At 58.1% G+C, this 22,702-nt stretch carries 24 protein-coding genes; 21 read left to right on the top strand and 3 right to left on the bottom strand.

Annotated features, from left to right (window positions below):
• Nucleotides 1-235 precede the first annotated feature (235 nt).
• The 13 genes from F3J26_RS08040 to phnP all read left to right on the top strand — a co-directional run bounded on the left by F3J26_RS08040 (nucleotide 236) and on the right by phnP (nucleotide 9,748).
• Complete coding sequence (locus F3J26_RS08040; protein ID WP_008455710.1) at nucleotides 236-571, top strand: zinc ribbon domain-containing protein YjdM; 336 nt, start codon at nucleotides 236-238, stop codon at nucleotides 569-571.
• A gap of 97 nt (nucleotides 572-668) precedes the next feature.
• Nucleotides 669-1,097 carry a VOC family metalloprotein YjdN gene (gene yjdN / locus F3J26_RS08035; RefSeq protein ID WP_008455712.1) on the top strand — a complete coding sequence of 143 codons (429 nt, stop codon included), beginning with the start codon at nucleotides 669-671 and terminating at the stop codon, nucleotides 1,095-1,097.
• Nucleotides 1,098-1,705: 608 nt separating this feature from the next.
• On the top strand, nucleotides 1,706-2,431 hold the full coding sequence (gene phnF / locus F3J26_RS08030) for a phosphonate metabolism transcriptional regulator PhnF (RefSeq protein WP_008455715.1): 726 nt from the start codon (nucleotides 1,706-1,708) through the stop codon (nucleotides 2,429-2,431).
• Nucleotides 2,432-2,893: a phosphonate C-P lyase system protein PhnG gene (gene phnG, locus F3J26_RS08025; protein ID WP_166993144.1), complete on the top strand. Its 462-nt coding sequence runs from the start codon at nucleotides 2,432-2,434 to the stop codon at nucleotides 2,891-2,893.
• Nucleotides 2,890-3,474: a phosphonate C-P lyase system protein PhnH gene (gene phnH, locus F3J26_RS08020; protein ID WP_008455719.1), complete on the top strand. Its 585-nt coding sequence runs from the start codon at nucleotides 2,890-2,892 to the stop codon at nucleotides 3,472-3,474. The genes phnG and phnH overlap by 4 nt, the downstream gene beginning before the upstream one ends.
• Nucleotides 3,474-4,538: a carbon-phosphorus lyase complex subunit gene (locus F3J26_RS08015; protein ID WP_008455720.1), complete on the top strand. Its 1,065-nt coding sequence runs from the start codon at nucleotides 3,474-3,476 to the stop codon at nucleotides 4,536-4,538. The genes phnH and F3J26_RS08015 overlap by 1 nt, the downstream gene beginning before the upstream one ends.
• A complete protein-coding gene (locus F3J26_RS08010; RefSeq protein ID WP_008455722.1) occupies nucleotides 4,531-5,376 on the top strand; it encodes an alpha-D-ribose 1-methylphosphonate 5-phosphate C-P-lyase PhnJ in 846 nt (281 codons plus the stop codon). The genes F3J26_RS08015 and F3J26_RS08010 overlap by 8 nt, the downstream gene beginning before the upstream one ends.
• Complete coding sequence (gene phnK, locus F3J26_RS08005; protein WP_008455724.1) at nucleotides 5,373-6,131, top strand: phosphonate C-P lyase system protein PhnK; 759 nt, start codon at nucleotides 5,373-5,375, stop codon at nucleotides 6,129-6,131. Before F3J26_RS08010 ends, phnK begins: the two co-directional genes overlap by 4 nt.
• 9 nt (nucleotides 6,132-6,140) lie before the next feature.
• Nucleotides 6,141-6,845, top strand: coding sequence for a phosphonate C-P lyase system protein PhnL (gene phnL, locus F3J26_RS08000; RefSeq protein WP_008455726.1), 705 nt, complete (start codon nucleotides 6,141-6,143; stop codon nucleotides 6,843-6,845).
• The gene (gene phnM, locus F3J26_RS07995) at nucleotides 6,832-7,968 is read left to right on the top strand and encodes an alpha-D-ribose 1-methylphosphonate 5-triphosphate diphosphatase (protein ID WP_008455728.1); all 1,137 of its coding nucleotides are present in this window, start codon (nucleotides 6,832-6,834) and stop codon (nucleotides 7,966-7,968) included. Before phnL ends, phnM begins: the two co-directional genes overlap by 14 nt.
• On the top strand, nucleotides 7,965-8,552 hold the full coding sequence (gene phnN / locus F3J26_RS07990) for a ribose 1,5-bisphosphokinase (protein WP_237717570.1): 588 nt from the start codon (nucleotides 7,965-7,967) through the stop codon (nucleotides 8,550-8,552). The genes phnM and phnN overlap by 4 nt, the downstream gene beginning before the upstream one ends.
• On the top strand, nucleotides 8,545-9,012 hold the full coding sequence (gene phnO, locus F3J26_RS07985) for an aminoalkylphosphonate N-acetyltransferase (protein WP_166993141.1): 468 nt from the start codon (nucleotides 8,545-8,547) through the stop codon (nucleotides 9,010-9,012). The genes phnN and phnO overlap by 8 nt, the downstream gene beginning before the upstream one ends.
• Nucleotides 8,990-9,748 carry a phosphonate metabolism protein PhnP gene (phnP, locus tag F3J26_RS07980; RefSeq protein ID WP_166993138.1) on the top strand — a complete coding sequence of 253 codons (759 nt, stop codon included), beginning with the start codon at nucleotides 8,990-8,992 and terminating at the stop codon, nucleotides 9,746-9,748. The genes phnO and phnP overlap by 23 nt, the downstream gene beginning before the upstream one ends.
• On the opposite strand, the gene yjdP is transcribed toward phnP, so the two are convergent.
• Nucleotides 9,745-10,065, bottom strand: coding sequence for a DDRRRQL repeat protein YjdP (gene yjdP / locus F3J26_RS07975; RefSeq protein WP_008455735.1), 321 nt, complete (start codon nucleotides 10,063-10,065; stop codon nucleotides 9,745-9,747). The two genes, phnP and yjdP, sit on opposite strands and share 4 nt — an antisense overlap.
• Before the next feature lie 68 nt (nucleotides 10,066-10,133).
• Nucleotides 10,134-10,583 carry a bifunctional allose-6-phosphate isomerase/ribose-5-phosphate isomerase RpiB gene (gene rpiB, locus F3J26_RS07970; protein ID WP_166877505.1) on the bottom strand — a complete coding sequence of 150 codons (450 nt, stop codon included), beginning with the start codon at nucleotides 10,581-10,583 and terminating at the stop codon, nucleotides 10,134-10,136.
• Between the two features lie 354 nt (nucleotides 10,584-10,937).
• Between rpiB and F3J26_RS07965 the strand changes: the two genes are divergently transcribed.
• The 6 genes from F3J26_RS07965 (at nucleotide 10,938) to alsK (ending at nucleotide 17,284) form a co-directional block, all read left to right on the top strand.
• Nucleotides 10,938-11,828, top strand: a complete 891-nt coding sequence (locus tag F3J26_RS07965) for a MurR/RpiR family transcriptional regulator (RefSeq protein ID WP_008455739.1) — start codon at nucleotides 10,938-10,940, stop codon at nucleotides 11,826-11,828.
• A gap of 55 nt (nucleotides 11,829-11,883) precedes the next feature.
• Nucleotides 11,884-12,819 (top strand): D-allose transporter substrate-binding protein, encoded by a 936-nt coding sequence (alsB, locus tag F3J26_RS07960; RefSeq protein WP_008455741.1) that lies wholly within the window; start codon nucleotides 11,884-11,886, stop codon nucleotides 12,817-12,819.
• Between the two features lie 288 nt (nucleotides 12,820-13,107).
• The gene (gene alsA / locus F3J26_RS07955; protein ID WP_166993135.1) at nucleotides 13,108-14,640 is read left to right on the top strand and encodes a D-allose ABC transporter ATP-binding protein AlsA; all 1,533 of its coding nucleotides are present in this window, start codon (nucleotides 13,108-13,110) and stop codon (nucleotides 14,638-14,640) included.
• On the top strand, nucleotides 14,619-15,599 hold the full coding sequence (gene alsC, locus F3J26_RS07950; RefSeq protein ID WP_038476559.1) for a D-allose ABC transporter permease: 981 nt from the start codon (nucleotides 14,619-14,621) through the stop codon (nucleotides 15,597-15,599). The genes alsA and alsC overlap by 22 nt, the downstream gene beginning before the upstream one ends.
• Before the next feature lie 61 nt (nucleotides 15,600-15,660).
• A complete protein-coding gene (alsE, locus tag F3J26_RS07945; protein ID WP_008455746.1) occupies nucleotides 15,661-16,356 on the top strand; it encodes a D-allulose 6-phosphate 3-epimerase in 696 nt (231 codons plus the stop codon).
• Nucleotides 16,340-17,284 (top strand): allose kinase, encoded by a 945-nt coding sequence (gene alsK, locus F3J26_RS07940; RefSeq protein ID WP_166993132.1) that lies wholly within the window; start codon nucleotides 16,340-16,342, stop codon nucleotides 17,282-17,284. The genes alsE and alsK overlap by 17 nt, the downstream gene beginning before the upstream one ends.
• Here alsK and F3J26_RS07935 read toward each other — a convergent pair.
• Nucleotides 17,217-19,799, bottom strand: coding sequence for an ATP-binding protein (locus tag F3J26_RS07935; RefSeq protein ID WP_166993129.1), 2,583 nt, complete (start codon nucleotides 19,797-19,799; stop codon nucleotides 17,217-17,219). The genes alsK and F3J26_RS07935 overlap by 68 nt on opposite strands.
• Nucleotides 19,800-20,165: 366 nt before the next feature.
• On the opposite strand from F3J26_RS07935, the gene F3J26_RS07930 reads away from it, so the two are divergent.
• Nucleotides 20,166-21,689: an ATP-binding cassette domain-containing protein gene (locus F3J26_RS07930; RefSeq protein WP_166993126.1), complete on the top strand. Its 1,524-nt coding sequence runs from the start codon at nucleotides 20,166-20,168 to the stop codon at nucleotides 21,687-21,689.
• On the top strand, nucleotides 21,682-22,674 hold the full coding sequence (locus F3J26_RS07925; protein WP_166993123.1) for an ABC transporter permease subunit: 993 nt from the start codon (nucleotides 21,682-21,684) through the stop codon (nucleotides 22,672-22,674). The genes F3J26_RS07930 and F3J26_RS07925 overlap by 8 nt, the downstream gene beginning before the upstream one ends.
• Nucleotides 22,675-22,702: the final 28 nt, after the last annotated feature.

The following is a 22,702-nucleotide window of genomic DNA, read 5'->3' as shown; positions in this document are numbered from 1 at the left end:
TATTTAACGGCAATTAAAGCCTGAACTTTAAGTTAAATTTGGTGCTTATTTCTTTGAATGAAAGGTTTTTTGCACTTTATGGCGGCCAGAAAGCCCGCCGGGCATAGGTTTACGGCAATAATCCCTGCAAATGTAGGGATTTGATGTATAATCTCAGCACTTTTTCGCGATTCAGCATATTTTTACGGCCAAATCGCTATTTTTCATTACTTTATCTCACCTTGAGGATCAGATAATGCAACTCCCTCATTGCCCGAAGTGCAATTCCGAATACACCTACGAAGACAACGGCATGCTGATTTGCCCGGAGTGCGCTCATGAATGGAACCCGGCCGCGGCGAGCGAAGAAGACGCCGCGCTGGTTGTAAAAGATGCCAACGGCAACCTGCTGGCCGACGGCGACAGCGTTACCGTCGTGAAAGATCTGAAGGTCAAAGGCAGCTCTTCGATGTTAAAGATCGGCACCAAAGTGAAGAATATTCGCCTGGTAGAGGGCGACCACAATATCGACTGTAAAATCGACGGTTTTGGCCCGATGAAGCTGAAGTCCGAGTTTGTGAAAAAGAACTAATCTCCCCCGGCAGGTGGTCTTGCCGCCTGCCCCGCCTGGCTTACCTGCCCCGCACAACCTACACTTCTTCTGCACTCTCCTTACAGAGGATTCGGTTATGCCTTTAGGACCCTACATCTCATTAAACGGTCGCTGCGCGGAGGCCATCGCCTTTTACCAACAGGCTTTGGGCGCCGAACTGACGTTCAAAATTACCTTCGGTGAAATGCCCAAAGAAGCAACCAATGCCGAGGGCTGTAGCGGCGCGGGCGTCTATTCTGACGACAGCGTTATGCACGCAAATTTGCGGGTAGCCGGTAACGATTTGATGATGACCGACGCCAGCATGAGCGGGGAAAAACCACAGCACAGCGGCTTTTCACTCTGCCTTGCCAGCCAGGATCCGGCAGAGGGTAAACGCTGGTTTGACGCCCTCTCTGCTGGCGGCACCGTCACCATGCCCTGGAGCGAAACTTTTTGGGCAAAAGGCTATGGCTCACTGACGGATAAGTTCGGCATTCCGTGGATGGTCAACGTCGAAAGATAAAGAGGCATATTCTTTTATTCTTTTTGGGTCCTCTAATCCGGGCCCTTTATTTTTACCAATGGTTAAAAATTCAAGAAAATCAAAGCAGCTTATATATTCATTTTTTTGATGCCATTTCATTATTCCTTTTTAAAGAATTTATTCCTGACAAAAAGAGCCAACATGCCAGCGCGCAATCGGTATAACCGGTAAATTAATCATTCCGAGTCTAAGCATATTATTTCAGGAATAAGACAATATATTTAAAGAGAACCATCACCAGGATATAGAATATATTAGAAGATCAATTGCAAGCGTGCGTAAACATTGTTTGCTGACGATCGCTTTGACTTAACCTTTCCCCGCCATCTACCGGTTTTTTTCGCTTTAACAAGGCAACTCCCTGATTCCACGAAAAACAGGGCTGTCTTCTGGCCGCAAACTTCAACTCTTCATCGTACAGAAACCAATCATTAACAAAACCGTCACTTTCCCCCGGCACCATGAGGCAACTTTTGAAGGAGGCCCGTGATGCAAACGACTCTTCACCTCATCAAGCAAAACCTATGCACAGCCCAGCCGCCGTGCGTGCGCATTCGCTTTATCTGATTTGAGAGGCTTTGACTGTTATGCACTTGTCCAGACATCCGACCAGTTACCCCACGCGCTATCAGGAGATAGCCGCCCGGCTCGAGCAGGAGCTGCGCAACAACTACCGCTGTGGCGACTATCTGCCTGCCGAAACTCAGCTGGCCGCCTACTACGAAGTCAACCGCCACACGCTGCGCCGCGCCATTGACGAGCTGGTTAATAAAGGCTGGGTTCAGCGCCGCCAGGGCGTCGGCGTCCTGGTGCTGATGCGCCCGTTTGACTACCCGCTGAACGCCCAGGCGCGCTTTAGCCAGAACCTGCTGGATCAGGGCAGCCATCCCACCAGCGAACGCCTGCTGGCGGTAATTCGCCCGGCCTCTCAGGACGTGGCGGATGCGCTGGGGCTGGCCGAAGGGGACAACGTTATTCACCTGCGCACCCTGCGCCGGGTGAACGGTATCGCGGTGTGCATCATCGACCACTACTTCGCCGAGCAGGCCTGGTGGCCCGCGCTGCAAACCTTCAGCCACGGATCGCTGCACGATTTCCTTCAGGCCGAGTTAGGTATTGCCCTGACCCGCGCCCAAACCCGCATCAGCGCCCGTCGTTCCCAGGCCAAAGAGAGCCGCCTGCTGGAAATTCCCAACATGGCGCCGCTGCTCTGTGTTCGCACCCTTAACCACCGTGAAGGCGAGGCCAAAGCGACGGAATACTCCGTCAGCCTGACCCGCGCCGACATGATTGAATTCACCATGGAGCACTAAATGGACACCAGCCATTTCAACAATGAACAGCGCCGCGAGTGGATGGCGGTGCTGTCACACAGCCAGCCGCAGGAGCTTCTTGAGCGCTGGCGCAGCCTGAATATTCAGGCGAACTACACGCTTATTCGCGCACCGGAAATCGGCCTGGTTCAGGTGCAGGCACGCATGGGCGGCACCGGCCAACGTTTTTTCACCGGCGACGCCACGCTGACCCGCTCGGTGGTCAAGCTGGCGAGCGGCACCTACGGCTACAGCTACCTGCTTGGCCGCGACAAACAGCACGCCGAATGTTGCGCGGTGATCGACGCCCTGATGCAGGAAGCCACGCATTTTCAAACGCTACAAGAGACCCTAATTGCACCGCTGGCGGCCAACCGTGAACAACGCCTTGCCGCTCGCCGTGCAGAAGTTAACAGCAGCCGCGTGGACTTCTTCACGCTGGTACGCGGAGACAACGCATGACTTTAATGACCGCTTTTACCCTTCCGGTGCAGGATGCCCAGCAGAGTTTTCGTCGCCTGCTCAAAGCGATGAGCGAGCCGGGCGTGATTGTCGCGCTGACTTCGCTGCAGCAGGGCTGGCTACCGCTCAACGTGGCAACCACCAGCGTGCTGCTGACGCTGGCTGATAACGACACACCGGTGTGGATCGACGCCACATTGGGCAACGATATTGCCGCGCAGAACATTCGTTTTCATACCAATGCGCCGCTGTGCGAACAGCCTGACCACGCGCAGTTCGCCGTGGCCAGCGACGCAATCTCTTCCGAACAGTTGAACCTGCTGGCTCAGGGCTGCGACATCGCCCCCGATACCAGCGCGACGCTGATTCTACAGGTGTCCAGCCTGAGCGGTGGGCGCATGCTTCGCCTGACCGGCGCGGGCATCAACGAAGAGCGCATGATTGCCCCACAGCTGCCGGAATGCGTTCTGCACGAACTGACCGAACGCCCGCACCCGTTCCCGCTGGGCATTGACCTGATCTTGACCTGTGGCGATCGCCTGCTGGCTATCCCACGGACCACCCACGTGGAGGTGTGCTGATGTACGTTGCCGTCAAAGGGGGCGAGAAGGCAATCTCCGCCGCCCACGCCCTACAGGAGCGCAACCGACGCGGCGATGAAACGCTAAAAGAGCTTAGCGTCGCGCAGATTGAGCAGCAGCTTGGCCTGGCCGTGGACCGCGTGATGACGGAAGGCGGCATCGCCGACCGGGAACTCGCCGCGCTGGCCATCAAGCAAGCCAGCGGCGACATGATCGAGGCGATTTTCCTGCTGCGTGCTTACCGCACCACGCTGCCTCGTCTTGCAGTCAGCGAGCCGCTGAACACCGCCGAAATGCGCCTCGAGCGCCGTATCTCCGCCGTTTATAAAGACGTCCCTGGCGGCCAGCTGCTGGGCCCAACCTACGACTACACGCACCGCCTGCTGGACTTCACGCTGCTGGCTAACGGTGAAGTCCCTGACGCCGGACAGGCCGACGAGCAAAGCGCTCCAGCCCCGCATGTGTTCAGCATGCTGGCGAAACAGGGTCTGGCCAAAGTCGAAGAAGACGATGGCGCACAGCCGGACGACATCACCCGCAACCCGCCGGTCTACCCGTGCTCACGCTCTTCGCGTCTGCAACAACTGGTGCGCGGCGACGAAGGCTACCTGCTGGCGCTCGCCTATTCCACCCAGCGCGGCTACGGGCGCAACCACCCGTTTGCCGCCGAGATCCGCAGCGGCTACGTAGACATCGAAATTGTGCCGGAAGAGCTAGGTTTTGCGGTGAACATCGGCGAACTGCTGATGACCGAATGCGAAATGGTGAACGGCTTTGTTGCCCCGGCAGACGAACCGCCGCACTTCACCCGCGGCTATGGCCTGGCGTTTGGCATGAGCGAGCGCAAAACCATGGCGATGGCGCTGGTTGACCGTGCGCTACAGGCCCCGGACTACGACGAAAACGTCGCCGGCCCCGCGCAGGACGAAGAGTTCGTGTTATCCCACGCGGATAACGTGGAAGCGGCAGGCTTTGTGTCCCACCTCAAACTGCCTCATTACGTGGATTTCCAGGCCGAACTGGAGCTGCTTAACCGCCTGATAAAGGAGCGAGCCAATGGCTAACCTGAGCGGCTATAACTTTGCCTATCTGGACGAACAAACTAAACGCATGATCCGCCGCGCAATGCTAAAAGCGGTGGCGATTCCAGGTTACCAGGTGCCGTTTGGCGGCCGCGAAATGCCAATGCCTTATGGCTGGGGCACCGGCGGCATTCAGTTGACTGCCAGCCTGATTGGCGAGTCTGACGTGCTGAAAGTGATTGACCAGGGCGCGGACGACACCACCAACGCCGTCTCAATCCGCAACTTCTTCAAGCGGGTGACCGGCGTGAACACCACCGAACGCACCGAAGACGCGACGCTGGTGCAGACCCGCCACCGCATCCCGGAAACGCCGCTGGTAGAAGATCAGATCCTGATTTATCAGGTGCCGATCCCTGAACCGCTGCGCTTTATCGAACCACGCGAAACGGAAACCCGCACCATGCACGCATTGGAAGAGTACGGCGTGATGCAGGTGAAACTGTACGAAGATATCGCCCGCTTCGGCCATATCTCTACCACCTACGCCTACCCGGTGAAGGTGAACGATCGCTACGTGATGGACCCGTCGCCGATCCCGAAATTCGATAACCCGAAAATGCACATGTCCCCTGCGCTGCAGCTGTTCGGTGCCGGACGCGAAAAACGCATTTACGCCGTGCCGCCGTTTACCCGCGTAGAGAGCCTCGACTTCGACGACCATCCCTTCCAGGTGCAGGAATGGGAAGAGCCGTGCGCGATTTGTGGGTCACGCCACAGCTACCTTGATGAAGTGGTGCTCGACGACGCGGGCAACCGCATGTTCGTCTGCTCCGATACCGACTACTGCCGCCAGAACAGTGAGGCCTCTCAGTCATGACCAGCCCGTTACTTTCGGTGAATAACCTCACCCACCTCTATGCGCCCGGTAAAGGCTTTATGGACGTGTCGTTTGACCTCTGGCCCGGAGAAGTGCTGGGCATTGTGGGCGAGTCCGGCTCCGGCAAAACGACGCTGCTGAAAGCCATTTCTGCCCGCCTTGCGCCGCAGGAAGGGGAAGTGATTTACCTCGACCGTTCGCTGTATGACATGTCGGAAGGCGAACGCCGCCGCCTGCTGCGCACTGAATGGGGCGTGGTTCACCAGCATCCGATGGACGGCCTGCGCCGCCACGTTTCCGCCGGGGGCAACATCGGCGAACGGCTGATGGCCACCGGGGCGCGCCACTACGGTGACATTCGCGCCACCGCCCAGCGTTGGCTGGAAGAAGTTGAGATTCCGTCGGCCCGTATCGACGACCTGCCGACCACGTTTTCCGGCGGGATGCAGCAGCGCCTGCAGATCGCCCGCAACCTGGTCACCCATCCGAAGCTGGTCTTTATGGATGAACCGACCGGCGGGCTGGATGTGTCCGTGCAGGCGCGCCTGCTCGACCTGCTGCGTGGTTTGGTAGTGGAGCTGAACCTGGCCGTGGTGATAGTCACCCACGATCTGGGCGTGGCTCGCCTGCTGGCCGACCGCCTGCTGGTGATGAAACAGGGCAAAGTGGTGGAAAGTGGGCTGACCGACCGCGTGCTGGACGACCCGCATCACCCGTATACCCAGCTTTTGGTGTCCTCCGTCCTTCAGAATTAGGTACTCGCTATGACCAGAATACGGGTTGAAAACCTGAGCAAAACCTTTGTCCTGCACCATCAGCACGGCATTCGCCTGCCGGTGCTGGCCAACGCCTCGCTGGAAGTCAAAGGCGGTGAATGCGTGGTGCTGCACGGCCACTCCGGCAGCGGGAAATCCACCCTGCTGCGCTCGCTCTACGCCAACTATTTGCCGGATGAAGGACACATCTGGGTTAAGCACAACGACGAATGGATCGACATCGTGCAGGCCCCGGCGCGCGAAGTGCTGGCGGTACGTCGCCAGACCATCGGCTGGGTGAGCCAGTTTCTGCGCGTTATCCCGCGTATTTCGGCGCTCGAAGTCGTCATGCAGCCGCTGCTGGATTTGGGCGTGTCGCGCGAAGAGTGCGAGGAAAAAGCCGCCAGCCTGCTGACCCGGCTCAATGTACCTGAGCGCCTGTGGCACCTTGCCCCGTCGACCTTCTCCGGCGGCGAGCAGCAGCGCGTGAACATCGCCCGCGGCTTTATTGTTGATTACCCCATTTTACTGCTTGATGAGCCTACCGCCTCGCTGGACGCCAAAAACAGCGCCGCCGTGGTGGCTTTGATTCAGGAAGCAAAAGCGCGTGGAGCGGCCATTGTCGGCATCTTCCACGATGAAGCTGTACGTGAACAGGTGGCCGACCGCCTGCATACGATGTCCGCGATGGAGCCCCAACATGATTATCAATAATGTTCGCCTGGTGCTGGAAGAAGAAGTGGTCAGTGGCTCACTGGAAGTGGCCGACGGTGTGATTCGCAACTTTGCCGAGACCCAAAGCCAGCTGCCGGGCGCGCACGACGGCGGCGGCGGCTGGCTGCTGCCGGGGCTGATTGAACTGCACACCGACAACCTGGATAAATTCTTTACCCCACGGCCAAAGGTTGACTGGCCGGCGCACTCCGCCATGAGCAGCCACGACGCGCTGATGGTGGCGAGCGGCATCACCACCGTGCTGGACGCCGTTGCCATCGGCGACGTGCGCGACGGTGGCGACCGCCTGGAAAACCTCGAAAAAATGATCAACGCCGTGGAGGATACGCAAAAGCGCGGCCTCAACCGCGCCGAACATCGCCTGCATCTGCGCTGCGAACTGCCGCACCACACCACGCTGCCGCTGTTCGACAAGCTGGTTGACCGCGAACTGGTTTCCCTCGTTTCGCTGATGGACCACTCGCCGGGCCAGCGCCAGTACGCAGAGCTGTCCAAATACCGCGACTACTATCAGGGCAAATACCATCTCACCAACGAGCAGATGGATCGCTTTGAAGAAGAACAGCTGACGCTGGCGGCCCGCTGGTCGCAGCCAAACCGCCAGGCCATCGCCGCCCGCTGCCGCGACCGCAATATCGCCCTCGCCAGCCATGACGATGCGACGACCGCCCACGTGGTGGAGTCCCACGAAATCGGCAGCGTGATCGCCGAATTCCCGACCACGGAAGAAGCCGCCGAAGCCTCTCGTCGCCACGGCATGAGCGTGCTGATGGGCGCGCCAAACATCGTGCGCGGCGGCTCTCACTCCGGCAACGTGGCAGCCAGCCATCTTGCTCAGGCCGGGCTGCTGGATATCCTTTCCTCGGATTACTATCCCGCAAGCCTGCTGGATGCGGCCTTCCGCGTGGCGCACGACGACAGCAACAGCTTCACGCTGGCGCAGGCGATTCACCTGGTGACTCGCAACCCGGCACGGGCGCTGAACCTGGCCGACCGGGGAACGCTGGCGGAAGGGAAACGAGCGGATCTGGTGCTGGCGCACATGCACGGCGACCATATCCATGTCGATCACGTCTGGCGCCAGGGAATTCGGGTGTTCTGATGAGTAAACTAATCTGGCTGATGGGCCCGTCCGGCTCCGGCAAAGACAGCCTGCTGAGCGCCCTGCGCCAGCAGGAGCACGCCAGGCTGCTGGTGGCGCACCGGTACATTACCCGCGCCGCCGACGCAGGCTGCGAGAACCACATTGCGCTAAGCGCAAACGAGTTTGAGCAGCGCCAGCAGCTGGGGCTGTTTGCTCTGAGCTGGCAGGCGCATGAGCACTCCTACGGGGTCGGCGTGGAAATGGATATATGGCTCGAAGCCGGATTTGACGTGGTGGTGAACGGCTCGCGCCAGCACCTGAAACAGGCGCGGGAACGCTATGGCGATGGGCTGGTGCCCATCTGCCTGCAGGTTTCGTCGGACGTGCTGCGCCAGCGGCTGGAACAGCGCGGGCGGGAAAACGCAGAGCAAATCGAGCAGCGGCTGCAGCGGGCCGCGCTTTATTCGCCAGAGGGAGGCGATTGCCTGATACTCAACAACGACGGGAGTCTGCTACAGTCTGCCGCATTGTTTATGCGACTGTTAGCCCAGCACCGCTCGAACGTTATCCCTCTTCACCGCAAGGAGCCCCGCCATGTCTGATGTTGTTAAATTGAAAGCCGCCGCTATCGAAGACAGCGACACCGTTTACCGCATGATTTGCGAGCTGAAACAGGCTCAGGCCGACCGCCCAGGCTTTAACGCCTGCTTCACGGAGAACCTGCGCGATCCGAATATCTTTTATCAGCTGGCGTGGCTGGGGAATAAAGCCGTGGGGATGATCAGCCTGCACCTGCAATACCATCTGCATCACGCCCGCCGCATCGGCGAGATCCAGGAGCTGGTGGTGCTGGAAGAAGCCCGCGGCCACGGCGTAGGCAAACAGCTGCTTGCCTGGGCAGAAGCAAAAGCACGCAAAGCCGATGCGGAGCTGACGGAACTTTCGACCAGCACCAGCCGCAAAGACGCCCATCGTTTTTACGAGCGTGAAGGCTACCGCGCCACCCATATCCGCTTTACCAAACCGGTGGAGACACCTGATGACGCTGACGCTAACGCTTAGCGGCACCGGCGGGGCGCAGCTTGTCCCGGCCTGGGGCTGCCGCTGCGCCGCCTGTTCACGAGCCAGAGCCAATCCGGCCCACCGCCGCCGCCCGTGCAGCGCGGTACTCAAGTATAACGATGCGATTACGCTGATAGACGCGGGGCTGCCCGACTTGATGGACAGCTGGCAGCCGGGAGATTTTCAGCAGTTTTTGCTCACCCATTACCATATGGATCATGTCCAGGGGCTGTTCCCGTTGCGCTGGGGCGTGGGCGAGAAAATCCCGGTTTACGGCCCGCCGGATGAGCAAGGCTGCGACGATCTGTTCAAGCACCCCGGCCTGCTGGACTTTAGCCATACCGTCGAGCCGTTTGTCGCCTTCACTCTGCAGGCGCTGCGCGTCACTCCGCTGCCGCTGCTGCACTCAAAGCTGACGTTTGGCTATCTGTTTGAAACTGCCTACAGCCGTCTTGCCTGGCTGAGCGATACGGCGGGGCTGCCGGATAAAACCCTGAAGTTTCTGGCCGCCAACCGCCCGGAAGTAGTGGTGATAGATTGCAGCCGCGAACCCCGGCCTGACACGCCGAAAAATCATTGCGACCTAACCACGGTGATCACCCTGAACGAGCAGATTGGCAGCCCGCGAGTCGTGCTGACCCACATCAGCCACCAGTTTGATGCATGGCTGATGCACAACGTATTGCCTGAAGGGTTTGAAGCCGGTTTTGACGGCATGGAAATCGTGCTGGACTAGCGATCGTCGTCGTCCTGCAGGCGGCCCTCTTCGTCATCCAACTGCTGGCGCTCGCGGTCGAGCTGATTCTGCCGTTCATCAAGGCTGCGGCGTCTGTCCTCCAGCTGGCGATAGCGGGCTTCGTCCTGGCGGCTGAGCCGACGCTGATCTGCCGAATCATCACTGTCATCATGATAAACGCGGTCGCTGCCCGGCTTGTAGGCATCGCTAAACGCCTGCTGGATATTGCCAATCGCGTCATCAATCACGTCGGCCTGCGCGAACGGCGAGGCCAGGTACAGCGTGCCGAGCAGCAGCGCGGCGGCATAAGATTTCATCGGTCAGTCTCCAGGATGGACTGGCCTCAGCGTAATCAGGCGGCCTCATATGCAGTAGCGGAGGAATCTCAAATTCTCGGCGATTCCAGCGCGCCAATGGCCTCGACTCGCGCCTGATGCCGCCCGCCTTCAAACTCCCCGCTTAGCCATGCATCGACGATCATTTTAGCTAAATCCAGCCCCACCACGCGGGAGCCGAAAGCCAGCACGTTGGTATTGTTGTGCTGGCGGGAAAGCAGCGCGGAATAAGGTTCGCTGCAGACCACCGCCCGGATACCGGGAAATTTATTGGCGGTGATCGAGATCCCCACGCCGGTGCCACAAATTAAAATGCCGCCCTCGACTTCGCCATTCACCACGGCTTCTGCCACCGCGCTGGCGTAGAGCGGGTAATCGGTGCGCTCACCGGACCAGGTCCCCTTATCCAGCACCTCAATACCTTTCTCCTGAAGATGCGCCACAATCTCCGCCTTCAGCAGGAAGCCTACGTGGTCACAGCCAAATGCAATTTTTTTCATTTTATCCTCACCGTTGCCGTTACTTTACGAACCCGACAGCTTTCGTGATTTAAGACCGGCTCACTGCCCAATTAATCGGCAAAACCGCCGGGTTCGTGGCCATTTCTACACCGATTCTCTTCACAACACAATGCATCAACTTGTCACTCTGGCGTCATAAAACGACTTCCACTAACGAGAAAAATTAAACTAATTCATTATTTTTCATGAAAATAAATAAATTTACGCATTCACCTAACTTCACAAAAAGTAAAACTTTATGAATTAATTATTTTTGTGAAGTATGCAGCATATTTTCTGCACATGCTGTGGTGTTATAGTGGCGTCTTCACTCTACGGACACGAGAGAACAGGATGAGTCAGTCAGATATTGATTCACAGCCGCCGTTCGGCATCGGCCTTGCCCCCTGGCTGCGCATGAAGCAGGAGGGGATGACGGACAACGAAAGCCGCATCGTCGACTGGTTGTTGAAGCCCGGTAATCTGAGCGATGCCCCGGCCATTAAAGACGTTGCCGAAGCCCTTGCGGTGTCGGAAGCGATGATCGTTAAAGTCTCGAAGCTGCTGGGGTTCAGCGGCTTCCGTAACCTGCGCAGCGCGCTGGTCACCTACTTTTCCGAGTCAGAGCAGGTATTGCCGACCGAACTTGCCTTCGACGAAGCGCCGCAGGATGTGGTCAACAAGGTGTTTAACATCACCCTGCGCACCATTATGGAAGGGCAGTCGATCGTCAACGTGGACGAAATCCACCGCGCGGCGCGCTACTTCGCGAAGGCAAAACAGCGGGATTTGTACGGCGTGGGGGGCTCAAACGCCATTTGTAACGACATTCAGCATAAGTTTTTGCGCATTGGCGTGCGCTGCCAGGCTTACCAGGATGCCCACATCATGATGATGTCGGCCTCGCTGCTAAAAGAAGGTGATGTGGTGCTGGTGGTATCCCATTCGGGGCGAACCGGTGATTTAAAAGCGGCGGTGGAGCTGGCGAAAAAGAACGGCGCAAAAATAATTTGTATTACTCATAGCTATCATTCGCCGATTGCCCGACTGGCTGACTTTATTATTTGTTCGCCCGCACCGGAGACACCTTTATTGGGCCGTAACGCCTCGGCGCGTATATTACAATTAACGTTACTCGATGCATTTTTTGTTTCAGTCGCACAGCAAAATATTGAACAGGCAACATTAAATATGCAAAAAACTGGCGCAATTGTGGATTTCTTTTCCCCAGGGGCGCTGAAGTAAAAAAGAGATCCCGCCTCAGCGGGATCTGACTGTACCCTACACTGAGAATATTATTATGAATAAATATCTGAAAATATTCAGCGGCGCTGCTATGGGCCTGATGTTATCCACCAGCGCTTTTGCGGCTGCCGATTATGCGGTGGTATTAAAAACATTATCCAACCCTTATTGGGTGGATATGAAAAAAGGTATTGAAGATGAAGCCAAAACGCTGGGCGTTAGCGTAGATATTTTTGCTTCACCTTCGGAGGGGGATTTCCAGTCGCAATTACAGCTTTTTGAAGATTTAACCAATAAGAAATACAAAGGCATCGCTTTTGCGCCGCTCTCCTCGGTCAACCTCGTGGTGCCGGTCGCGAATGCCTGGAAAAAAGGCATTTACCTGGTCAACCTCGATGAAAAAATCGATATGGATAACCTGAAAAAAGCCGGCGGCAACGTCGAAGCCTTTGTCACCACCGATAACGTGGCGGTCGGCGCGAAGGGCGCAGGCTTCATCATCGATAAGCTCGGTGCCGCAGGCGGCGACGTCGCCATCATCGAGGGCAAAGCAGGTAACGCCTCCGGCGAAGCCCGCCGCGTAGGCGCCAGCGATGCCTTTAAGAAAGCCAGCCAGATCAAACTGGTTGCCAGCCAGCCCGCCGACTGGGACCGCATCAAGGCGCTCGATGTAGCCACCAACGTGCTGCAGCGTAACCCGAACCTGAAAGCCTTCTACTGCGCGAACGACACCATGGCGATGGGTGCCGCTCAGGCGGTGGCTAACGCCGGGAAGACCGGGAAAATTCTGGTGGTCGGCACCGACGGTATCCCGGAAGCCCGCAAGATGGTGGCTGACGGGCAGATGACCGCCACCGTGGCGCAGAACCCGGCGGATATCGGCGCGACAGGCCTGAAGCTACTGGTAGATGCGGCGAAAACGGGCAAGGTGATTGCGCTGGATAAGGCCCCGCAGTTTAGCCTGGTGGATTCGGTGCTGGTGACGAAATAGTTAAGGTTTGAGTGGCTTTATCCCCTCACCCCAGCCCTCTCCCCAAAGGGGAGAGGGAGAAAGACTGAGTGGCCCTCTCCCATAGGGAGAAAGTGAAAAAAGGGGTAGCTCTCCCCCGCGGGCAAAGGGGCGAAAAGAGTACTAAAAGAAAAGCAGTGGCAGCAGTTATTCACTCTCCCTTTCGGGATGAGAGAGAAAACCAACATCAGCTCGGTACCGTCCCCTCTCCCCTGTGGGGAGAGGGTTAGGGTGAGGGGAAACCTTCGCTAAAAATGATTGAGGCTCGTCATGGTCACGCCATACATTGCAATGGCGGGGATCGGCAAATCCTTTGGTCCGGTTCACGCATTAAAATCGGTTGATTTAACAATATTTCCCGGCGAAATTCACGCGCTGCTCGGGGAAAATGGTGCAGGTAAATCAACCCTGATGAAAGTCCTGTCGGGTATTCACGAACCGACCAAAGGCACCATTACGATTAATGACGTTAATTATGAAAAACTTGATCATAAATTAGCGGCACAGCTCGGCATTGGGATTATTTATCAAGAACTCAGCGTCATTGATGAATTAACAGTTTTAGAAAATCTTTATATTGGCCGTCATACCACTAAAAAAATCTTCGGGATTAATATTGTTGACTGGAAAGAGATGCGTATTCGCGCCGCGATGATGCTTTTACGTGTCGGCTTAAAAGTGGATCTCGATGAAAAGGTGGGTAATTTATCCATCAGTCACAAGCAAATGTTAGAAATTGCCAAAACATTAATGCTGGACGCCAAAGTCATTATTATGGATGAGCCGACCTCTTCTTTAACCAATAAAGAAGTCGATTATCTGTTTCTCATCATGAACCAGCTGCGGAAAGAAGGCACGGCGATGGTGTACATCTCCCATAAGCTCGCCGAAATCCGCCGCATCTGCGACCGCTACACGGTAATGAAAGACGGCAGCAGCGTCTGCAGCGGCCAGGTCAGCGACGTCTCCAACGATGACATTGTGCGCCTGATGGTTGGCCGCGAGCTGCAAAACCGCTTTAGCGCGATGAAAGAGAGCGCCGGGAACGTGGAGCCTGACGTGGTGTTTGAAGTGAAGAACGTCAGCAGCCGCGACCGCAAAAAAGTAAAAGATATTTCGTTCAGCGTGAATCGGGGCGAGATCCTGGGCTTCTCCGGCCTCGTCGGCTCCGGGCGTACCGAGCTGATGGACTGTCTGTTTGGCGTGGACAAACGTTCGTCCGGGGAAATTCTGCTTAACGGCAAAAATATCTCGCCGAGCTCACCGATGGACGCGCTGAAAAAAGGCATGGGCTACATCACCGAAAGCCGCCGCGATAACGGCTTTTTCGCCAACTTCTCCATCGCGCAGAACATGGCCGTCAGCCAGAGCCTCAAGCGCGGCGGTTACAAAGGCGCGATGGGCCTGTTTAACGAAGCCGAGGAGCGCCAGACCGCCGAAGCCCAGCGCCAGCTGCTGGCGCTGAAGTGCCACAGCGTCGACCAGAACATTACCGAGCTTTCCGGCGGCAACCAGCAGAAGGTGCTGATTTCTAAGTGGCTGTGCTGTAACCCGGAAGTGATCATTTTCGATGAGCCTACGCGCGGCATCGACGTCGGCGCGAAGGCCGAAATCTACAAAGTGATGCGCCAGCTGGCGGATGACGGAAAAGTCATCCTGATGGTGTCGTCTGAGCTTCCCGAAATTATCGCCGTCTGCGACCGCATTGCCGTGTTCTGCGAAGGGCGACTGACGCAAATCCTGAACAATCGCGACGATATCAGCGAAGAGGAGATTATGGCATGGGCATTACCACAAGAATGAAACGCGAAGAAAGCGAGAAAAAACCGTTCAATTTCGCCCAGTTTTGGGACAAATACGGCACCTTCTTCATCCTCGCGATTATCGTCGCCATCTTCGGCACGCTCTCCGCTGAGTACTTCCTGACGGCCAGCAACATCAGCGCCATCTTTGTGCAAAGCTCGGTGACGGTGCTTATCGGGATGGGGGAGTTCTTCGCCATTCTGGTGGCGGGGATCGATCTGTCGGTGGGCGCGATTCTGGCACTTTCCGGCATGGTCACTGCCAAACTGATGCTGGCGGGCGTCGATCCGTTCCTTGCGGCGCTGATTGGCGGCGTGATTGTCGGCGGGCTGCTGGGGGCGATTAACGGTTGCCTGGTGAACTGGACGGGGCTGCATCCGTTCATCATCACCCTCGGCACCAACGCCATTTTCCGCGGCATCACGCTGGTTATCTCTGATGCCAACTCGGTGTACGGCTTCTCGTTCGATTTCGTGAATTTCTTCGCCGCCACGCCGCTCGGCATTCCGGTGCCGGTGATCTTCTCGCTGATTGTCGCCGGGATACTGTGGTTCCTGACCACCCGCACGCGCCTGGGCCGCAATATTTACGCCCTCGGCGGCAATAAGAACTCGGCGTTCTACTCCGGCATCGACGTGAAGTTCCACATGCTGGTGGTGTTCATCATCTCCGGCATCTGCGCCGGGCTGGCGGGCGTGGTCTCAACCGCGCGTCTTGGTGCGGCAGAGCCGCTGGCAGGCATGGGGTTTGAAACCTACGCCATCGCCAGCGCCATCATCGGCGGCACCAGCTTCTTCGGCGGCAAGGGCCGGATTTTCTCGGTGGTGATTGGCGGCCTGATCATCGGCACCATCAACAACGGGCTCAATATTCTCCAGGTACAAACCTATTACCAACTGGTGGTGATGGGCGGGCTTATCATCGCTGCGGTGGCCCTGGATCGGTTAATCAGTAAATAAGAACGGCAGATGCGTTGGCCGCACCCGCTGTCAGAAATCCATAGATTTACAGGAGCTTGTAATGAAAATTTCCCCCTCGTTGATGTGCATGGATCTGGCAAAATTCCAGGAACAGATTGCGTTTATCGACCTGCACGCGGACTACTTCCATATCGACATTATGGACGGTCACTTTGTGCCGAACCTGACGCTGTCCCCGTTCTTCGTCGGCCAGGTCAGGAAGCTTGCCAGTAAGCCGCTGGACTGCCACTTAATGGTCACCCGTCCGCAGGATTACATCGTCCCACTGGCGGAGGCCGGAGCGGACATTATCACCCTGCACCCGGAAACCATTAACGGCCAGGCCTTCCGCCTCATCGAAGAGATTCGCCGCCACGGCATGAAAGTTGGCCTGATTTTGAACCCGGAAACGCCGGTTGAGGCGATGAAGTACTACATTCATAAGGCAGACAAGGTGACGGTGATGACCGTTGACCCAGGGTTTGCCGGCCAGCCGTTTATCCCGGAAATGCTGGACAAAGTGGCCGAGCTGAAAGCCTGGCGCGAGCGCGAAGGGCTGAGCTACGAGATTGAAATTGACGGTTCCTGCAACGCGGCAACCTATGAACGACTCATGGCCGCCGGGGCAGATGTGTTTATCGTCGGCACTTCCGGGCTGTTTAACCACGCCCGGGATATCGACGAGGCCTGGCAGGTGATGAGCGAGCAGATCCTGGCGGCCAAAGACGAGGTTATGCCCCATGCCAAAACCGCTTAACGTGGTGGCCGGAGTGGATATGGGCGCCACCCATATCCGCCTGTGTTTGCAGGACGAGTCCGGCACGGTGCTGCATTGTGAAAAACAGCGCACGGCAGACATTATCGCAGGGGGCGTGGTCTGCGGGATAGCCCATCTGCTGAACGAGCGGCTAGGCAGCCTTCACGCCCGCTGCCGCGGCATGGTGATGGGGTTCCCGGCGCTGGTGGGCAAAGACAAGCGGACGATCATCTCCACCCCAAATTTGCCGCTTTCCGCGCTGGAACTGAACGAGCTGGCAGGTAAGCTGGAGGATGCTCTCGGCTGCCCGGTCGAGTTTTCTCGGGATGTAAACCTGCAGCTCTCTTTCGATGTCGCGCAAAACGGCCTGCAGCATCAGCAGGTACTGGGGGCTTATCTCGGCACCGGCATGGGCTTTGCCGTCTGGCTGAACGGCGCCCCCTGGACCGGCGCCCACGGCGTTGCCGGGGAACTGGGCCATATTCCGCAGGGCGATATGCACCTGACCTGCGGCTGCGGCAATGCTGGCTGTCTGGAGACGGTGTGCTCGGGGATAGCCCTGAAACGCTGGTACGACGCCAGCCCGAAAACGTATGAAATTGGCGAGCTGTTTACCTTTGCCGCCCAGGCGCCGTTTGTCGCTGCCCTGCTCGACCACGCGGCGCGCGCCATCGCCACCAGCATCAACCTGTTCGACCCGGATGCAGTGATCCTCGGCGGCGGAGTGATGGATATGGTCGATTTTCCGCGCGAGGCGCTGGTGGCACAGACGAAACGCTATCTGCGCCGTCCTTTGCCGCATGATGCCGTGCGCTTTATCGACGCGTCTTCCTCGGCCTTCAATGGCGCTCAGGGTGCGGCTACGCTTGCCCGCGCCTGTTTCCTGCCCGCGCTTTACGTAGCGCCTCAGCAAGCTGCGCTCGGGTAAACGGCTTACGCAGCAGCTCCACGTCGGGCAGGTGCTGTTCGCTGCGGCGAAGGTCCTGCCCGCTGATCAGCAGCAAATCCAGGTGAGGATGGTGGCGGCGAGCCTGCTGCAGCACATCCGCGCCGCTTAGCTCGCCGGGCAGCATCAGGTCGCTGATCACGAGGCCGATGTCCGGTACCTCAGCCATTAACTCCAGCGCCTGCTGGCTGTCGCTGGCTTCCAGCGTCAGGTAACCCAGCTCGTGCAGCTGTTCGCACAGGGTCTGGCGCACGTCCGGCTCGTCTTCAAGCACCAGCACAAGCTGGTCGGCGATATCAGCCTGTTCACCGGCCAGCGGCAAGGCTTCCGGCTGCACCTCCGCAGACGCACGAGGCAGTTGCAGTATGACCCGAGTCCCTTTGCCGGGTTCGCTTTCAATCTGCACTCGTCCGCCGGACTGGCGCACAAAGCCATAAACCATCGACAGCCCCAGCCCGCTGCCGCTCCCGGTCTGTTTGGTGGTAAAGAACGGCTCAAACACCTGCGCTTTCACTTCGTCCGTCATGCCGTGGCCAGTGTCGGCCACTTCAATCACCACCATATCCTGTTTGTGCCCTTCGCCACGCACCACGCGCTGGTTCCAGGTGCGGATCTTAATTTCCCCGCTGCGACCTTCCATCGCATCCCTGGCGTTCATCACCAGGTTGATGATCGCGTTCTCCAACTGGTTGACGTCGATCCACGCGGGCCAGGCGGGCTGCTGGGCTTCAACAGCAAGCGTGAGGTGGGCGGGCAAAGAGTGGCGCATCAGCGGGTCGAGGTTTTCCAGCAGGCTTTTCATCGCCACCGCACGCGGGTGCAGCGATTGCTTACGGGAAAAGGCAAGCAGCCGCTGGGTAAGCTGCGCGCCACGTTCGGCGGCCTTCAGCGCGCGCTGAATGCGCACGGCGTCCGGTGAGTCTGTCGCGGTCAGCTCCAGGCTGCCGATGATCACCGCCAGCAGGTTGTTGAAGTCGTGCGCCAGGCCGCCGGTGAGCTGCCCCACCGCCTTCATTTTTTGACTGTGCACCAGCGCCTCCTCCAGCGCCTTGCGCTCGCTGCGCTCCAGCACCACGTTCACCATGCCCCGCCCCGGCACCGGGCTAAAGCGCAGCTCGATGGTGCGCCCGTCCGCCAGCCTCAGTTCCTGCGGCTTTGGCAGAGGTCGGGAGAGATTGCCGAGCATGTGTTCCTGAAGCGGCGTGACCTGTTTGAGCAGCCCAAGATAGTGCTGGCCGCGCTGCAGGCGCTGCGGATCCAGCCCCAGCAGCAGCGGGTACTGCTGGTTCCACACCACCAGGAAACCGTCGCTGTCGAACAGCGCAAAGCCATCGCGCATGGCGTGGAAGGTGGTTTCCAGCAGGGTACTTTTCTCTTTCAGCAGGCGTGAAGTGTGCTCCAGCGACGCCGTATTGCGGGCAAAGACGTTAAACGCCCTGGCCAGTTCACCCAGCTCATCGCGCCGCTGCTGCGCGGGCACGCTGACCTCTTTTTCACCCTTCGCCAGCCGCGTCATCGCCTGGGAAATGGCCGTTAAGTTAGAGCCGAGGTTGCGGTAGATATACAGCCCGGCGAAGCCAGTGATCACCAGCGCCAGCAGGGCGAACAGGCCGATAAAGGCGATAATGGACTGCAAATCCCGGTGGCTTTGCTGGCTGCGCTGCCGGGATTCTTCCCCGACTTTTTGCACGTACAGGTTGATGTCCTGATTCAGAAAAGCCACCAGCGCTTTGATGTGATACATGTGCCAGGCGATGCCCAGGTCACTCTCCTCAAGCTGGGCGGAGAGCGGTGGCAGCTGCTGAAGGCCGCTTCTGAACTGCTGCAAAATACTGTCCGCCAGCGGCGACGGCGCTCGTTCGGGCAGAAGCCGCATCACTTCGCTCAGCTGGCGTACCGCCGGCCTCGGCGAGGAAGACTGAATCGCCACCAGCATCAGGCGATCCATCTCTTTCAGCAGCGCGGCATCCGGCACGTTCAGCCCTTCGCGCGCGTTAACCTCCTGCAGGTGCTCAAGATAGCTCTGGTTCTGGTACAGGGCGCTTAGCAGCAGGTTGCGCTGCAAGTGGCGGCGGTGCCCCATCACCAGCATGTTGGTGACGCTGCTTTCCAGCTCGTTGCTGCGGGAGATGATCCGGCCGACCAGCTGCGGTTCACGCCGGGCCAGCGGCGCGGTAGCCAGATGAGAAAGCGAGTTTTGCAGCGAAAGCTGGGTCTGTTTCAGGCTTTCCGCTTCGCTCTGATATTCCAGCGCGCCGACGACCTGAGAAAGCCTGACCGCCGCCGTCGCCACGTTGGAGGTGTCGCGCGCCAGCTCCATGCTGCCGGACATGTCGAGCAGCGTTTGCCCCTGCACCTGTTCCTGGAGGCGGCTGGCGTGTTGAAAGCCGAGCACCGCCACGCCGCAAACCATCAGCGTGACCGCCACTACCAGCAGGTTGAAAAACAGCAGGCGGCCACGGGCGCTGGCGAAGAAGGACGGACGAGGCTGGGTCATAGGGGCTCCGTGGTTGTTTTTTTCCCCTCACCCTGACCCTCTCCCCAGAGGGGAGAGGGAAAAAAGGGGGTAACCTCTTCCCAAGTGGCACTGGGAAAAAGGGGGTAACCTCTCCCCAAATACGGACTGAGGCCAAAGCATTGCACATCGTCTTTCCCCCTCTCCCTTTCAGGGAGAGAACCGGGGTGAGGGCCACATATTCACTCCAGTTAAGCATTGCACGAATTTTGATAAATATTTCCACACCGGGAATGTGATCCAGGTTAACTATTCAACTCTATGACAAATATGAACGGCCGCTGACATTTTGCATTTACCGGCGCGTGGTTGACTGGCCTCATAAATAACCACCACAGGCGCCGCACCATGAACAGAGTCCCCATTCTGGAAATGCGCAATATTGCCAAGTCGTTTGGCAAATTTTATGCGCTTAAAGGCGTCGATTTAACGGTCTTTCCCGGTGAAATCCATGCACTAATGGGCGAGAACGGCGCTGGCAAAAGTACCCTGATGAAGATCCTTGCCGGGGCTTACATCGCCACCAGCGGCGAAGTGCTTATTGACGGTGAGCCCTACGCCATCAAAGGCCCCAAAGATGCCCTCAACGCGGGCATCACGCTGATCTACCAGGAGATGCAGCTCGCGCCAAATCTCACCGTGGCGGAAAACATTTTCCTCGGCAGCGAACTAGCGCGCGGCGGCCTCGTGCAGCGCAAAGAGATGGTACAGCAGGCGCAGGCGGTGATTGACCGCCTCGGCGCGCAGTTCAAAGCCACCGACCTCGTGATGAAGCTCACCATTGCCGAGCAGCAGCAGGTTGAGATTGCCCGCGCGCTCCAGCGCAACAGCCGTATTCTGGTGATGGATGAACCCACCGCCGCCCTCTCCTCTCGCGAAACGCATCGCCTGTTTGAGCTGATTTTCCGCTTGCGCGATGAAGGCATGGCGATTATCTACATCAGCCACCGCATGGCAGAGATTTATGAGCTGTCTGACCGGGTCAGCGTGCTGCGCGACGGCCAGTATGTCGGCAGCCTGACGCGCGAAAACCTGAACGCCAGCGAGCTGGTGAAAATGATGGTGGGTCGGCCCCTTAGCGACCTGTTTAACAAAGAGCGTGATATCCCGCTGGGCAGCCCGCGCCTGAATGTTCATCACCTGACGGACAACGGCAAAGTGCAGCCCGTCAGCCTGCACGTTCGCTCCGGGGAAATAGTCGGCCTGGCCGGGCTGGTAGGCGCGGGACGTTCAGAGCTGGCGCAGTTGATCTTCGGCGTACGCAAACCCGCAGGCGGATCGATTGAGATCGACGGCCAGCCTGTGACGCTGCATTCCCCCCGCGAGGCGATTCAGCACGGCATTGGCTTCCTGACCGAAAACCGCAAAGAGCAGGGGCTGTTCCTTGAGCTGGCCGCGCAGGACAACATCACCATGGCCACGCTTGAGCGTGACGCCCACTTCGGCATGCTCGACCGCAAAAAAGCCCAGACCATTTCAGACGACGCCATCAGCCTGCTGAATATTCGCGTCCCTCACGCGCAGGTTCGTGCCGGGGGTCTTTCCGGAGGCAACCAGCAAAAACTGCTGATTTCCCGCTGGGTTGCCATTGGCCCACGCATCCTGATCCTCGACGAGCCAACGCGCGGCGTGGATGTGGGGGCTAAAAGCGAAATTTACCGCATCATGAACCAGCTGGCCCGCCAGGGCGTGGCCATTTTAATGATTTCCAGCGAGCTGCCCGAAGTGGTGGGCATGAGCGACCGGGTGTACGTCATGCGCGAAGGCAGCATTGCCGGCGAGCTGCTGCGCCACGACATTACACAAGAAAATATTATGACCCTGGCTACCGGCGTGACCGAGGCCCATAAGAAAGAGGTGCACCATGACTAACTCAGGCACGCAACCGGTGGCAAAATCCGCCTCGCTCAAAAAAGCCCTGTTCGGCGATTTGATGCAAACCGTCGGTATTTTGCCGATTCTGGTGCTCATCATTGCCGTCTTTGGCTTTGTCGCCCCTAACTTCTTCACCGAATCTAACCTGCTCAATATCGCTCGCCAGTCGTCCATTAACATCGTGCTGGCGGCAGGGATGACCTTCATCATTCTGACCGGCGGCATCGACCTGTCCGTCGGATCTATCCTCGGCACCACCGCCGTCACGGCGATGGTGGTGTCGCTGATGCCTGGCTGGGAAGGCCTGTCGATTCCGGCGGCGCTGTTGATGGGCACCGGGCTGGGGCTGTTTAACGGCATGTTGGTCGCCTGGGCCGAGCTACCGCCGTTTATCGTCACGCTCGGCACCTATACCGCGCTGCGCGGCGCGGCGTATCTGCTGGCCGACGGCACGACGGTGATTAACTCCAACATTAATTTCGAGTGGATTGGCAACGCCTATCTTGGCCCGGTGCCGTGGCTGGTGGTTATCGCCCTGCTGGTGATTGCGGTGTGCTGGTTCATTCTGCGCCGCACCACGCTGGGCGTTCATATTTATGCGGTGGGTGGCAACATGCAGGCGGCACGCCTGACCGGCATCAAAGTGTGGATGGTGCTGCTGTTCGTGTACGGCATGAGCGGGCTGCTTTCCGGCCTGGGCGGCATCATGAGTGCGTCACGGCTCTACAGCGCCAACGGTAACCTCGGCGTGGGCTACGAGCTGGACGCCATCGCCGCCGTTATCCTCGGCGGAACCAGCTTCGTGGGCGGGATTGGCACCATCACCGGCACGCTGGTGGGGGCGCTGATTATCGCCACGCTCAACAACGGCATGACGCTGATGGGCGTCTCCTATTTCTGGCAATTGGTGATCAAAGGGGCGGTGATCATCATAGCGGTGCTGATCGACAAATACCGTACCCGTCACAATCAAAGTGCATAACAACAAAACCCTACCCTACGAGTGAGGA

The sequence above is a fragment of the Enterobacter sp. Ap-867 genome, from assembly GCF_011752855.1.
In the GTDB taxonomy this organism is placed as follows: domain Bacteria; phylum Pseudomonadota; class Gammaproteobacteria; order Enterobacterales; family Enterobacteriaceae; genus Cedecea.
The sequence above is the reverse complement of the archived record's forward strand: the minus strand, read 5'-3'. Positions and strand labels throughout refer to the sequence as shown.